This is a genomic window from Streptomyces sp. NPDC001663, assembly GCF_042893105.1.
Lineage (GTDB): Bacteria > Actinomycetota > Actinomycetes > Streptomycetales > Streptomycetaceae > Streptomyces.
Map to the genome: position 1 here is coordinate 62764 of NZ_JBIAUR010000031.1, position 13205 is coordinate 75968.

At 69.8% G+C, this 13205-nt stretch carries 12 protein-coding genes and 1 pseudogene; 10 read left to right on the forward strand and 3 right to left on the reverse strand.

What is annotated here, in order from left to right; genetic code table 11:
- Positions 1 to 70 precede the first annotated feature (70 nt).
- The 10 genes from ACFY1L_RS53375 (at position 71) to ACFY1L_RS53420 (ending at position 11450) form a co-directional block, all read left to right on the forward strand.
- Complete coding sequence (locus tag ACFY1L_RS53375; RefSeq protein ID WP_388842821.1) at positions 71 to 709, forward strand: 2Fe-2S iron-sulfur cluster-binding protein; 639 nt, start codon at positions 71 to 73, stop codon at positions 707 to 709.
- 12 nt (positions 710 to 721) lie between these two features.
- On the forward strand, positions 722 to 1702 hold the full coding sequence (locus ACFY1L_RS53380; RefSeq protein WP_388842822.1) for an FAD binding domain-containing protein: 981 nt from the start codon (positions 722 to 724) through the stop codon (positions 1700 to 1702).
- Positions 1699 to 3885 (forward strand): xanthine dehydrogenase family protein molybdopterin-binding subunit, encoded by a 2187-nt coding sequence (locus tag ACFY1L_RS53385; protein ID WP_388842823.1) that lies wholly within the window; start codon positions 1699 to 1701, stop codon positions 3883 to 3885. The genes ACFY1L_RS53380 and ACFY1L_RS53385 overlap by 4 nt, the downstream gene beginning before the upstream one ends.
- A gap of 97 nt (positions 3886 to 3982) precedes the next feature.
- Complete coding sequence (locus ACFY1L_RS53390) at positions 3983 to 5191, forward strand: XdhC family protein (protein ID WP_388842824.1); 1209 nt, start codon at positions 3983 to 3985, stop codon at positions 5189 to 5191.
- 913 nt (positions 5192 to 6104) lie between these two features.
- Positions 6105 to 7688: a sugar ABC transporter ATP-binding protein gene (locus ACFY1L_RS53395; protein WP_388842825.1), complete on the forward strand. Its 1584-nt coding sequence runs from the start codon at positions 6105 to 6107 to the stop codon at positions 7686 to 7688.
- Positions 7688 to 8704: an ABC transporter permease gene (locus tag ACFY1L_RS53400; RefSeq protein ID WP_388842826.1), complete on the forward strand. Its 1017-nt coding sequence runs from the start codon at positions 7688 to 7690 to the stop codon at positions 8702 to 8704. Before ACFY1L_RS53395 ends, ACFY1L_RS53400 begins: the two co-directional genes overlap by 1 nt.
- 333 nt (positions 8705 to 9037) lie before the next feature.
- Positions 9038 to 10204, forward strand: coding sequence for a sugar ABC transporter substrate-binding protein (locus ACFY1L_RS53405; protein ID WP_388842827.1), 1167 nt, complete (start codon positions 9038 to 9040; stop codon positions 10202 to 10204).
- Positions 10205 to 10582, forward strand: a complete 378-nt coding sequence (locus tag ACFY1L_RS53410; RefSeq protein WP_388842828.1) for a nuclear transport factor 2 family protein — start codon at positions 10205 to 10207, stop codon at positions 10580 to 10582.
- Positions 10540 to 10998, forward strand: coding sequence for a hypothetical protein (locus ACFY1L_RS53415; RefSeq protein ID WP_388842829.1), 459 nt, complete (start codon positions 10540 to 10542; stop codon positions 10996 to 10998). Before ACFY1L_RS53410 ends, ACFY1L_RS53415 begins: the two co-directional genes overlap by 43 nt.
- Before the next feature lie 62 nt (positions 10999 to 11060).
- Positions 11061 to 11450, forward strand: a complete 390-nt coding sequence (locus ACFY1L_RS53420; protein WP_388842830.1) for a hypothetical protein — start codon at positions 11061 to 11063, stop codon at positions 11448 to 11450.
- 67 nt (positions 11451 to 11517) lie between these two features.
- Here the strand turns inward: ACFY1L_RS53420 and ACFY1L_RS53425 are convergent, their stop codons facing one another.
- The 3 genes and pseudogenes from ACFY1L_RS53425 to ACFY1L_RS53435 form a co-directional block, all read right to left on the reverse strand.
- Positions 11518 to 11649 carry a hypothetical protein gene (locus ACFY1L_RS53425; RefSeq protein ID WP_388842831.1) on the reverse strand — a complete coding sequence of 44 codons (132 nt, stop codon included), beginning with the start codon at positions 11647 to 11649 and terminating at the stop codon, positions 11518 to 11520.
- A 464-nt stretch (positions 11650 to 12113) separates the two neighbouring features.
- Entirely contained in the window at positions 12114 to 12839 is a 726-nt protein-coding gene (locus ACFY1L_RS53430; RefSeq protein ID WP_388842832.1) for an MBL fold metallo-hydrolase, read from the reverse strand.
- A gap of 27 nt (positions 12840 to 12866) precedes the next feature.
- A pseudogene (locus tag ACFY1L_RS53435) lies at positions 12867 to 13205 on the reverse strand (hydroxyquinol 1,2-dioxygenase); the annotation flags it as partial.

Consider the following 13205-nt stretch of genomic DNA (forward strand, 5'->3'; position numbering starts at 1 on the left):
CGCGCGACTCCCTCCCGGTGAGTCCGCCCCACGCCCTGACAACCCACGCACCCATCGAGGGAGAGTGGACATGTCCACCGAACGTCCCGTCCCGGTCGGGACCTCATCCGCCGAGTCCGAATCCGCGCCCACCCGGCGTACTTTCATCGCCACCACCGCCGTCGGAGGAGCCGTGGTGATCGGCGGCCTGGCCACCGCGCCGCCCGCCCTCGCCACCGACGAAGCGGTGGCCACCGAGGCACCGCCCGACAGCCTGGTGTCCCTGACGGTCAACGGCGTCCGGCGCACCGTCACGGTCGACAACCGCACCTCGCTGCTGGACCTGCTGCGCGAACACCTCGACCTGACCGGTTCGAAGAAGGGCTGCAACGCGGGTGCCTGTGGCGCCTGCACGGTCCTGGTCGACGGAAGACGGGTCGCCTCCTGTCTGACGCTGGCGGTGCGGCTGGAGGGCGCCGAGGTCACCACGATCGAGGGCCTGGAAAAGGGCGGCCGACTCCACCCGCTGCAGCAGGCGTTCATCGACCAGGACGCCTTCCAGTGCGGCTTCTGCACGTCGGGGCAGATCGTGTCCGGGGTCGGCTGCATCCAGGAGGGCCACACCGGATCGCAGGACGAGATCCAGGAGTGGATGAGCGGCAACCTCTGCCGCTGCGGCTGCTACGTCAAGATCGTCCGCGCGGTCCAGCAGGCCGCCGACCGGATGTGAGGTCCGATCCCCATGCATCCCTTCACCTACACCAAGGCCGCGGACACGCGGGAGGCCCTCGTCGCCGGTGGGCGCGGCGGGCGTTACATAGCCGGCGGCACCACGCTCGTCGACCTGATGCGGGAGACCGTCGAACGCCCCGGAGCCCTGGTCGACATCAGCGGCCTGCCCCTGCGCGAGGTCACCGTCACCGCGCGCGGCGGTCTGCGCATCGGCGCCCTGGTCCGCATGGCCGAGGCCGCCGCCCACCCCGAGGTGCGGTCCGGCTACCCGCTCGTCTCGCAGGCGCTGGAGCTGAGCGCCTCGGCCCAGCTGCGGAACATGGCCACCATCGGCGGCAACATCATGCAGCGCACCCGGTGCACGTACTTCCGTGACGTGACCGCCGTCTGCAACAAACGCGAGCCCGGCTCCGGGTGCGCCGCGCTGCACGGCTTCAACCGCGGCCATGCGATCCTCGGCACCTCCGACAGTTGCGTGGCCACGCACCCTTCCGATCTCGCGGTCGCTCTCACCGCCCTGGACGCCGACGTCCACCTGCTGGGCCGGGAGGGCGAACGCACCGTGCCCTTCGCCGACTTCCTGCTCCGGCCGGGCAACACCCCGAACCGCGAACAGGCCGTCCGACCGGGCGAGTTGATCACCGCCGTGGAGATCCCGGCCCACCCGCGACCACTGAAGTCGGGCTATCTGAAGGTGCGCGACCGGCAGTCCTACGAGTTCGCGCTCACCTCCGCGGCGGTCGCGCTGCACATCCGCGGCGGCGTCGTCCGCGAGGCGAAGGTCGCCGCCGGCGGTGTGGGCACCGTGCCGTGGCGGCTGCCCGCCGTCGAACGCCGCCTCGTCGGCGGGCGTCCCTCCGACGGGCTGTGGGCCGAGGCGGCCGAGCACGCAGCCGACGGGGCCCGTCCCCTCGCGTACAACGGCTTCAAGGCCGAGCTGCTCAAACGCACCGTCGAACGCCAGCTGCGCACCGTAGGGGGCACCGGATGAGCCAGCCACAGGCAGCAGTCGGCGCGGAGGTCCGCCGGGTCGACGCACGGCTGAGGGTGACCGGCAGAGCGAAGTACGCCGCCGACAACAGCCCCGACGGGTTCGTGCACGCGGTCGTCGTCGACAGCCGCGTCGGCAAGGGCCGTATCACCGGCATCGACACCCGCGCCGCCGTGGCCCAGGCCGGCGTCCTGAAGGTGATCAGCCACCTCAACGCGCCCAAGCTGCCGCCCCTCGCAGGGGGATACCCGCCGGGTGCGCCGCTGCGCGCCTTCCAGGACGACCGGGTCCGGTTCTTCGGCCAGCCCGTCGCGGTCGTGGTGGCGGCCACGCTGGAGACGGCACAGCACGCCGCGAGCCTGGTCGGCGTCTCCTACGACGCCGAGCCTCCCTCGACCGACATGAGCATCGCCAACCCCGCCGGCGACAGCCAGACCTATGCCCGAGGCGATGCCGAGGGGGCCCTGGGCTCTTCCGCCGTCCGGCTGGAGATGACGTACCAGACGGCCCGTAATCACCACAACCCGATCGAACCGGCCGGCATCGTCGCCCGCTGGGACGGCGACCGGCTGACCGTCTGGGAGAAGACCCAGTGGGTGCAGGGCGCCGTGTCGACCCTGGCCGGCGAGTTCGGCATCCCGCCGGACCACATCCGCGTCTTCTCGCCGTTCGTCGGCGGCTCCTTCGGCAGCCTCGGCCGCACCTGGGTGCACTCCGTCATCGCGGCCATGGCCGCCCGCGAGGTGAAACGCCCCGTGAAACTCGTCCTCACCCGCAGGCAGTTGTACTTCGGCGTGGGATACCGGCCCGCGTACGAGTACGGACTGCGGCTGGGCAGCGACCGGCGGGGCCGCCTGACCGCGTCGGCGCACGAGGTCCGGGCCGAGACCTCCCGCTACGAGACGTACACCGAAGCGGTCCTCAACCCCGGCCGGATGCTGTACAGCACACCCAACGTCCACCAGACGTATTCTCTGGTTCCGCTGGACGTGAGCACGCCGTGGTTCATGCGCGGCCCCGGCTACTCCAGCGGCGCCTATCCCGTCGAGTCGGCGATCGACGAACTCGCCCACGAACTGGGCATGGACCCCATCGAGCTGCGGCTGCGCAACGAACCGGCCGGCGACGAGTCCAGCGGGCTGCCGTTCTCCACCCGCCGCCTGCGCGAGTGCTACCGAGCGGGCGCCCGCGCGTTCGGCTGGGACCGGCGCAGCCCCGAGCCCCGATCGACGCGTGACGGCGACTGGCTCATCGGCATGGGGATGGCCGCCGGTGTCTACGACACCCTGCGCAGTCCGGCCCAGGCCTCGGTCAGGCTCGACGCCGACGGCACCGCCCTGGTGCAGTCCGCGACCAGCGACATGGGTCCCGGCACTGCCACCTCCATGACCCAGGTCGCCGCCGACGCCCTCGGCCTGACCATGCGCCAGGTGACCTTCAGGCTCGGCGATTCCAGCATGCCCACGGCCCCCATCCACGCCGGCTCACTGACCATGGCCAGTGTCGGATCCGCCGTCCAGGACGGCTGCGACACACTGCGCAAGCAGGCGATCACGCTCGCGGTCGCCGACAAGGATTCACCGCTGTACGGCGCCGCGGCCGCCGACGTCGTCGTACGGGGCGGTCGGCTGTATGTGAAGCACGAGCCCGCACGCGGGGAGACGTACCAGCGGCTCCTGGCCCGCAACGGCCGGACCCACCTGGAAGTGCTCGGGTCGTACGCCGGGCCCTCGGGACCTGAGCGGTTCTCGCTGTACGCGTACGCGGCGACGTTCGCCGAGGTGGCCGTCGACGCCCGGCTCGGGCTGGTGCGGGTCCGGCGCATGGTCGGCGTGTACGACGCCGCACGGATCATCAGCCCGACACTGGCCGACAGCCAGGCCATCGGCGCCATGACCGGCGGCATCGGTCAGGCCCTGCTGGAACACACCATTACCGACCACCGCGACGGCCGGATCGTCAACGCCAACTTCGCCGACTACCTCGTGCCGACCCACGCCGACATACCCGAGATGCAGGCGATCTTCATCCAGGGCGAGGACTACGAAGCCGACCCCATCGGCGTCAAGGGACTCGGCGAGATCGTCATCGTCGGGGTGGCGCCCGCCATCGCCAACGCGGTCTTCAACGCCACCGGCCGCCGGATCCGCGAGCTGCCGATCAAGCCCGAGGTCCTGCTCTGAAACCCCGGGTGGCCGCCACGCCACCGGTCACCCGGGCCCCAGGGCCGTCGCCGTACCGCCGGCCCGCCACGACCACACACCGAACAGAGAGCCCGCCATGCTCAACATCGCGGACACCCTGCACCGCTGGTGTCGCGAGGCTCGCCCCTTCGCCCTCGCCACCGTCGTCGACGTCAGCGGCAGCTCCCCCCTGCCCCTCGGCACCGCCCTCGCCGTCGGCATGGACGGCGCCGCGGTCGGCGGCGTCTCCGGTGGCTGTGTGGAGGCGGCGGTCTACGAACTGTGCCAACAGGTCCTTGCGCACGGCGGGCCACCCACCCGCGCGAGATTCGGCTACTCCGACGACGACGCCTTCGCCGTCGGCCTGACCTGCGGCGGAGAGATCGACGTACTGGTACAGCGAGTGGAGCCCGCCGCCGAGCCCCACCTCGCCTCCGCCCTCAGTGCCGTGGCAGCGGGGCGCCCCCTGGCCGTGACCCACGTCGTCGACGGCCCTGATGAGCTCGTCGGCCGTGTCCTCCATGTCCCTGCCGAGGGCGCCCACGACGGCACCCTCGGCGAGGAGAACGAGGACCGCGCGGTCGTGGCGCATGCCCGTGCGCTCCTGCGGGCGGGCCGCACCGCCCGGATCGAACTGGGCCGCGCCGAGGGTGAGTCGGAGAACTCGGGGGACGACACCTGCCCGCGGCAGCTCACCGTTCTGGTCCACGTCCACGCGCCCCGACCCCGCATGCTGATCTTCGGCGCCATCGACTACGCCTCCGCTCTCAGCCAGGCAGGCAGTTTCCTCGGCTACCGGGTCACCGTCTGCGACGCCCGCCCGGTCTTCGCCACCGCCGCCCGCTTCCCGCACGCCGACGAGGTCGTCACCGACTGGCCCCACCGTTACCTCGCGGCCACCGAAGTCGACCCCCGCACCGCCATCTGCGTCCTCACCCACGACGCCAAGTTCGACATCCCGCTGCTGCGCCTGGCGCTGACGCTCCCCGTCGGCTACATCGGCGCCATGGGCTCCCGACGTACACACGAGCGCCGTATCGACCTGCTGCGGGAGGCCGGCGTCCCCGAGGACCAACTGGGCCGGTTGCACTCCCCGATCGGCTTGGACCTCGGCGCCCGCACCCCCCAGGAAACGGCGGTGTCCATTACGGCGGAGATCATCGCCCGGACCAACCACCGCACCGGTCTGCCCCTGTCGCAAGGCACCGGCCCCATCCACCGCACGGCCTACGCCGACGGCCGCCGGATCGACTCGGAGGCCGTCGGAGACAACTGGTGCCTGCCGATGCCGACGGTGAACCGCTGAGCAGGCCTGGCCGTTCCGCCGCCCAGACGACACCGTCCTCACCCTGATTGATCGAGGCTTCCTTAGAAGCCGCGTCTCTTTTTCCTGGATCAGGGCGCGGTGGCTCACAGCAGATCGTCCACGTGACCGGCGACATGGTCCAGGTTGGCCTTCGTCGTCAGCCGCGGCCGGGCCCTCGACGGCCACGGGATGCCGGTTCGATAGGTCCTTCGAAGCCGTCATGACTACACCGGCCCTCCAAGCCGTATGACCGAACCTGCCACCCAAACCTGCAGCAGACCCCTGTGGACCCGCGCGGCGAACTCCTGGATCGCGTGCTCATTGGATACCGACACGTGCCTGCGGGCGATCTCATGCCCGATACCGGAACCGCCCCGGTCACGACGGCAGTCCTGCCCGCCAGTTTCCCAGCCATGACTCATCGCTCCTCAGTGAGCGTTCAACGTCCGTCGCTCCTGGATGGTGCACATCGGAGCTACCGATATGGGCGACTTGTTCATCCAATGAACATGTCCATTGAGCGTGACGGGAGTCACTTCCTACCTTGTCGCTGCTCGCTGGTCGGTCACCGTGTCGAGCGTTCTGAATCAGGTTTGGTTGAAGAGCCACGCGGAGGAGCTCCGCGAAGGCCCATGGGGCGGTTCGGCAGCAGTGTTGCCGGGATGGCCGCGACAGAAGCACCCACATCCGGGGCCGGCAGCGGACGTCGGTTCCGACAGCAGCGCTTTGTGCGCAAGGAGTCGTCCATGGTTCAGACCGATTCACCCAATGAGGCAAAGGGAGAGGGTGGCAGATCCACCCTGAGCTCAGGCAGTCCGGCCGCAGCAGTTGTCGCTGTCCGCCTTGCGCAGACAGCCCTTTCCGTCCCCGGCGGCGTCGAGGAGACCGACCTCGCACGGCAGGGGCGGTAGCCATGGCCGATGAATCCGTGACCCCGCCGGTCCCGCGGCTCGAGGTCCGCAATCTCACCAAGACGTTCGCCGGCGTCGCGGTCCTCGAGAACGCGAGCCTGACGATCGCCCCGGGAGAGGTGCACGCCCTCGTCGGGCAGAACGGCTCCGGCAAGTCGACGCTCATCAAGCTGATCTCCGGCGTCTACTCGGCGGATCCGGGCGGCGAGATCCTCCTCGACGGCGAGCGGATCGGTCCGCCGATCAAAGCGAAGGCGCTGCACGAACAGGGTCTGTCGTTCGTGCACCAGGATCTCGGTCTCGTGCCCGACCTCTCGGTGCGCGACAACGTGCGGGTCGGCCGGCACGCGGTCAACCCGCTCACCCGCCGGATCCGGACCTCCGAGGACGCCGTCGCCGTCGGCGAGACGCTGGAATACCTCCGCACCGACATCGACCCGTCGGCCAAGGTCTTGAGCCTGCTGCCCAGCGAGCGGGTCGCGGTCGCGGTCGCACGCGCCCTGCAGGACCGGACGCCCGGCGCGGGCGTCGTGGTCTTCGACGAGTCCTCGCGCGCCATCCCGCATGAGGCGCTGCCGGCGTTCTACGACATGATCCGCCTGCTCAAGAGCCAGGGCACGGCCGTGTTGTTCGTCAGCCACAACCTCAAGGAGGTCCTCGAGATCGCCGACCGGGCGACCGTCCTGCGCAACGGCCGCGTCGTGGAGACCGGCGTTCCGACGGCAGGGCTGGACGAGGCCAAGCTGACCAGCCTCGTCCTCGGGCGCGCCGCGGAGCTCGGCGACATCATGGAGAGCCTGCCGCTCGCGCCCCGGCCCGAGACGGTCGAGTTCGTCGACGTCTCCGGCGGACGGGTCGAGGGCGTGAGCGCCGCCATCCGTCGCGGCGAGGTCGTCGGCTTCACGGGGACGGTCGACTCCGGCCTGTCGGACCTCGGGCCGCTGCTCGGCGGCGACCGGCGAGGCGCCGGCCAGGTCAGGCTCGGCGGACGCGTCGTCGACCTGGCCCGGGCCAGGGTCGTCGACCTCCTCGACGCCGGGATCGCCTTCATCCCCGCCGATCGGCACGACAAGGGCATCGCCCTCGAACTGACGGTCGAGGAGAACGCGACCCTCCCGCACCTGCGCAGCCGGGGAAAGCCCTGGTGGACCGGGTTCAAGTGGCAGCGCGCCGAGACCGAGGGCATCATCGAGCGGTTCGACATCAGACCGCCGAACCCCACGATGCCCGTCGCCGCGATGTCCGGCGGCAACCAGCAGAAGGTGCTGCTCGGCAAGTGGCTCCTCGGGACGCCCGACCTGCTCGTGCTCGACGACCCGACCCAGGCGGTCGACGTCGGCGCGCGTCACGCGATCCTCACGGCGAGCCGGCAGGCCGCCGCCGACGGATCCGCGGTCATGGTCTGCTCCGCCGAGGTCGAGGACCTCGCGGCGATCTGCGACCGGGTTCTCATCCTCCAGGACGGCCGGATCGTCCGCGAGATGACGCGACCGTTCGACGCGGACGCCGTTCTCGCCGCGATCTTCGCCGTCGATGACGCGGCGCACGCTCCCTCCCCCGCACCGACTCCCGCAAACGAGGCCTGATGGCAACCACACGGTCACAACCCACCATCGCCGCGGGCGCCGCACGTCAGAAGACGGGCATCCCTCTCATCCGGGCGGCCACCTACGTGCTCCAGCGCTACAGCCTCGTGCTGCTCTGGATCATCATGGTGGTGCTCTTCCTGGTGCTGCTCCCGACCAGCGTCGACCTCGGAAACGCCTCGCGCGCGGTCCTCGGCCAGCAGACACCGGTGGTCTTCCTCGGCCTCGCGGTCATCACCACGATCGCCGTCGGCGAGTTCGACCTGTCGTTCGCCTTCATCTACGGCCTGGCGGGAACCACGTTCCCGGCCCTCGTCGTCCTGCACGGCTGGCCGGTCCCGCTGGCGATCCTCGTAGCCCTCGCCGCGGCGGTGCTCGTCGGCCTCATCAACGCGATACTCGTGGTCATCGTCGGGATCAGCTCGATCGTCGTCACCCTCGGCACGGGGAGCGTCGCTCTGGGGATCGCGCTGTTGATGTCGAACCAGTCGAACGTGAGCGGCCTCGACCCGGCGCTCGCGCAGGTCGCGCTCGGCAGCTTCCTCGGCCTCCCGGCGGTGTTCTGGTACGGCGTCGTGCTCGTCATCATCACCGCGTACGTCATGACCGCGACCCCGCTCGGCCGATCGATGCTGTTCGTCGGTTCGAACCCGAACGTCGCGAGGCTCGCCGGCATCCCCGTCCGCCGCATCCGTTTCGGGGGCTACCTGGCGGCCGCCCTGCTCAGCGGCGTCATCGGCATCATCCTCGCGTGCGGCGTCGGCGGGTTCAGCACCGCGACGGCTCAGGTGCAGATGATGCCGGCCCTCGCCGCCGTGTTCCTCGGAACGATCGCGGTGGTCCCCGGGCGCTTCAACGCGATCGGCATGTTCATCGCCGCCTACTTCCTGCTGACGGGCATGTTCGGGCTGCAGCTGCTCGGGCTATCCGGATGGGTGACGAACGTCTTCTACGGTGCGGCACTGATCATCGCCATCACCGTGTCGCTTCTTCTCCGCCGCCGCGCACGTGCCTGAACGGGCTCCTGCACGGCACCTCCCTCTTGACCGCCGCCTGCGGCGCAGGAGTCCTCGGCCCGTCGGCGAGCTCCTTTCGGCTTCGAGATCGTCCTGACTCATCTCGCGGCTTTGCTCGACGACGCGGCGCGGTTCGGGAAGCGCGATACGCGTCTGCCCGAACGGTAGCGAGGCCGCGAACGCCAACACGCCGCTGTGTTGCGTCTTCCCCGTCGCGTTGTCGCGACATACCCGGGCCGGGACCCTCATGCTCCTCGCCCGCGGACAGCACAGCGCTCTGCTCTCGAAGAAGAGGGCCAAGTGATTACGTACTCAAAGGAGAGAGGCAATCTCATGCTGAACGGGCGCAATCGGTCGCGCGAACTTCTCGCGGCCTGCACGGTGTTGGCACTCACTCTCGTCGGCTGCGGCAGCACCAAGGCGAACTCGGGCTCGTCGGGAGACGCGAAGGCCGCCGTTGCGGCCAGCGTCGCGGAGGCGGTCAAGTCGGCGAGACAGCCGATCGACACGTTCGCCGCGCCGGGTCCGGCCATCGACACGTCGAAGATCACCGGCGGCAAGGTCTATGTCATCGTGCCGGCGCTCGAGGTGCAGGACTTCTCGGTCGTCGCGAACGAGATCAAGAGCGTGTTCTCGCGCTTCGGCGTCGACGTGGAGGCGTGCGGCACGACCGGCGGCTCGCCGGACGGCGTCGCCAACTGCCTCCAGCAGGCGATCAACGCGAAGGCCATCGGCATCGTCACCGTCGGCATCACCCAGAACACCGCCCCGAGCGCGATCGCCGCGGTCGCGAAGGCGGGTATCCCGCTGGTGAACGGCGTGACGACCTCCTCCGGCCCCGGCGACCCGAAGCTCGTCAGCTACGTGACCCCCAACTTCGTGAAGCTTCACTCCTGGCTGACCGATCAGTTCATCGTCGACTCCAAGGGCTCGGCCCATGTGCTCGCGATGCGCACGACCTCGAACGACATCACTCCGGCCTGGGCCAACGACGGCGTCGTCAAGGTGCTGAAGGACGACTGCAGCGGCTGCTCGTCGAAGGTGATCGACGTGAACACGGTCAACCAGGACAAGATCCCCACCGAAGTGTCGACGTCGCTGGTGGCGGACTCCAGCATCAAGTACATCGTGGCCGGTACGAACAACTACGTCCCCGATGTCGTCTCGGGAGCGCAGGCCGCCGGCCGTAGCGCCACGGACACCCAGGTCGGCACCGTGGGCGGCTCCCTGGCCGTGATGCAGCAGCTCGGCAAGTCCCAGTGGACCGGCGCGGTCGCCGCGTTCAGCCTTCCGGCACTCTCCTGGTACCTGTCCGACTCGCTGCTGCGGCTCATGGTCGGTCAGCCGCGTGCGGGCGCGCTGGACTTCCCGTTCCAGCGTCTGTTCACGTCCGCCAACGTCACCGGCCTCGACCTCACCCAGAAGGGGTGGTCGAGCGGCTCGTGGTACGGCAAGGCCGACTACGTGGACGGGTTCCTCAAGCTCTGGGGCAAGAAGTAGATGACAGGCGACGAAAGCATCGAGCGCAACAAACAGGTTGTCGAGGCGTTCGTCAACGACGTGGCGATCGCCAAGCGACTCGACCGTCTCGACGACCTCGTCGCGGTCGACTACGTCCAGCACAATCCACACGCCGGGCAGGGGCGAGAGGGCGTCCGTGAGTACTTCGCCGGATTCCATCGCGCACGCGAGAAGGATCTCGATCCTTCCGGGACCATCGAGGTCCACCTGATCGGCGAGGGGGATCTCGTGGTGCGTCACGAGATCCGCGTCAACGGGCTCCACATCGACATCTGGCGGGTTCGGGACGGCATGCTCCAGGAGCACTGGGACGCGTGGCGTTCGGCGCCGGGCTACGACCCGCCGGCGGGTTCGTGATGGCGGGGGTCGGAGCCGGTGAGGCGGCGGCATCGGAACCCGAGCGGCTCGAACGCAACAAGCGGCTCGTCGAGGACTTCCTGGCGGTCGCCCACGGCGATCTCGCGGGTCTGGACCGGCTCGGCGAGTTCGCGGCGGCCGACTACATCCAGCACAACCCGAACATCGGGCAGGGCCTCGAGGGGCTGCGCACGTTCTTCACCCACATCCTCTCGCTCCCGCCCTCCGAGCGCCTTGACCCCTCCAAGGAGCTCGAGGTGCACCTCATCGCGGAGGGCGACTTCGTCGTCCGGCACGAGATCCGCGAGGACGGGTTGCTCATCAACGTGTTCCGTCTCGAGGACGGCCTCGTCAAGGAGCACTGGGACGCATTCCGCCCCCCACCCGGCGGCACGATCATCCACGGTCTCGAATAGGGACTCCTGGCGCCCCGCGCACGGGCTTCTTCCGGGATTCCGATCCAGCGAAGGGATTGAGCATGGCTGACGAGATCCACGATCTCGAGCGCAACAAGCAGATCGTCGCCGAGTTCTTCGACATCGCCCACGGCACTGTGGCGGGACTGGAGCACCTCGACCGGTACGTGGCCGAGGACTACATCCAGCACAACCCGAACATCGAGCAGGGACGCGAGGGACTCCGGAAGTTCTTCACCTACATCCTCTCGCTGCCCCCGGAGGAGCGGCTCGACCCGGCGAAGGAGATCGAGGTGAACGTCATCGCGGACGGCGAGTTCATCGCCCGTCAGGCAATCCGCGAGGACGGGATGCTGATCGACGTCTTCCGCGTACGCGAGGGGCTGCTCGTCGAGCACTGGGATGCGTTCCGTCCGCCGCCCGGCGGCAAGGTCATCCACGGACTCGAGTGACCCCAACCGACTTGAGTACCGGCGCCATCCGGCCCTGCTGGAACCGGATGGCGCCGGCACTTCCGCGTCAGCGGCGCGGATCGACCGTGAGCGCTCTCAGGGCAATGGAGTCGCCGGGGCGCAGCCGCAGGGTCTCGCTGACCGACCCGGCGCCGGTGAACATCCCGCAGGCCAACGGCCCGGGTATCTGGTGCGGCACGTCGTCGGGACCTTCACCGCGCTCCCGGCCGTAGCGACCGCAGAGGTGGCGAGCGGGGACTGCCCGAAGAACAAACCGCCGATCCGCCCTCCGTACCGGCTCAGCGGCGTCGACGCTTCGGCCGCCGAACGCGACGAACATGCCCTCGCGGCCGTAGGTGGGTCGCCCGGTGCGACATCCGGGGCAGACCGCCGCACGTGCCGCCAGAGAGGACGACGTGGTCACCGGCCGTGAACCCGTCGGCGCCCACCCGCTCCACGACCACAGGGATGCCGCGCCCGGCGTGCGCGTTGATGTCGGTGTGGCAGATCCGGGTCGCCACAACGCGCACCAGGATCTCATCGGCGCGCGGCTCCCCGAACCCGACCTCCTCGATTCGCGGGACCAGCTCCCCTGGACTCGAGACAGCTGCCCCCACCGACACTGTGCAGACCGTGTCGGTGGGGGCAGCGCCACGCGAGACGTTACAGCTTGCCGGGTACGGAGGACGCCAGCGCCGCTCCCAACCCGCTCAGCACCCGCGGGTCCGCCACCGGATCGCCGTGTCCGGGGCACAGAAGCGCGACGTCGTGGGCGGCCATCGCCGCGGCGGAGCGGCGGGCCGAGGCTGCGTCGTCGTTGAAATGACCCAGCGTTGGCCCTCCCGACAGGGTGACGATGAGGTCGCCGGTGAACAGGACACGGGACCCCCTCACCAGGAGGCCGATGCTGCCCTCCGTGTGCCCTGCTCCGCTGATCACCGCCGCCCCGCCCCCGATCGCGATGACGTCTCCCGCCTCCACCTCGGAGTCGACGCGACACGGAGGGGCCGGTGGGATGCCGGCGGACAGCCGCTCGAACACCGCGCGTTCCTCGTCGGTGAGCGTCCGGCGCGGGGGCCGGCGCTCGCCGCGGATAATCGGAGCGTCCGCGCGATGCGCGACCACTTCGACATCGCCCCAGCTCGCCACGTCCGCGGCCGCGCCCGCGTGGTCCTCATGGTGATGTGTGAGCACGAGCCGCCGGAGGGCCGTGGTACGGAAGCCCAGTTCGGCGAAGGCGGCGGCGAGCGCGGGCTCGTCCCCGGGAAACCCTGCGTCGATCATCGTGACCTCCGACCCGTCGCGCCAGAGGTAGACCTGCGGGAAGCCCGTCCGGATCATGAAGAGATCGGGAGCAAGCTCGCAGATCTCCGTCGCTCGATCGCCCATGGCCTATCTCGTCCTTGTCCCAGTGCCTCATACGCCCGCGGGGGCAAGCACGATGTCGAAGCGCACCCGGCTCCAGGTGCCGTCGATGACGCGGCCGTCGGGTGTCGGCGTGCCGGCCGGCTGTCGTGCGAACCGCTTGATCAGTGAGTCCTTCACGCCGAAGACGGTGTCCTTGCGGCCGATCGGATCGCCCTCGGGGAAGATGTGCGTCACCAGCATGCGCCCGCCCTCGTGGGACACCATGAAGTGCAGATGGGCGGCGCGCAGCGGTGAGCGGCCGACCGCGTCGAGCATCTTGCCGACGGGTCCGTCGTTCGGGATGGGGTACGGCGTCGGGGTGAGGCCCCAGAAGCGGTAGCCGCCGTC

Bases quoted from the DNA above. Each gene is read 5' to 3' on its own strand.
- ACFY1L_RS53375 (WP_388842821.1), top strand. From the start codon at position 71: ATGTCCACCGAACGTCCCGTCCCGGTCGGGACCTCATCCGCCGAGTCC.
- ACFY1L_RS53380 (WP_388842822.1), top strand. From the start codon at position 722: ATGCATCCCTTCACCTACACCAAGGCCGCGGACACGCGGGAGGCCCTC.
- ACFY1L_RS53385 (WP_388842823.1), top strand. From the start codon at position 1,699: ATGAGCCAGCCACAGGCAGCAGTCGGCGCGGAGGTCCGCCGGGTCGAC.
- ACFY1L_RS53390 (WP_388842824.1), top strand. From the start codon at position 3,983: ATGCTCAACATCGCGGACACCCTGCACCGCTGGTGTCGCGAGGCTCGC.
- ACFY1L_RS53395 (WP_388842825.1), top strand. From the start codon at position 6,105: ATGGCCGATGAATCCGTGACCCCGCCGGTCCCGCGGCTCGAGGTCCGC.
- ACFY1L_RS53400 (WP_388842826.1), top strand. From the start codon at position 7,688: ATGGCAACCACACGGTCACAACCCACCATCGCCGCGGGCGCCGCACGT.
- ACFY1L_RS53405 (WP_388842827.1), top strand. From the start codon at position 9,038: ATGCTGAACGGGCGCAATCGGTCGCGCGAACTTCTCGCGGCCTGCACG.
- ACFY1L_RS53410 (WP_388842828.1), top strand. From the start codon at position 10,205: ATGACAGGCGACGAAAGCATCGAGCGCAACAAACAGGTTGTCGAGGCG.
- ACFY1L_RS53420 (WP_388842830.1), top strand. From the start codon at position 11,061: ATGGCTGACGAGATCCACGATCTCGAGCGCAACAAGCAGATCGTCGCC.
- ACFY1L_RS53430 (WP_388842832.1), bottom strand. From the start codon at position 12,839: ATGGGCGATCGAGCGACGGAGATCTGCGAGCTTGCTCCCGATCTCTTC.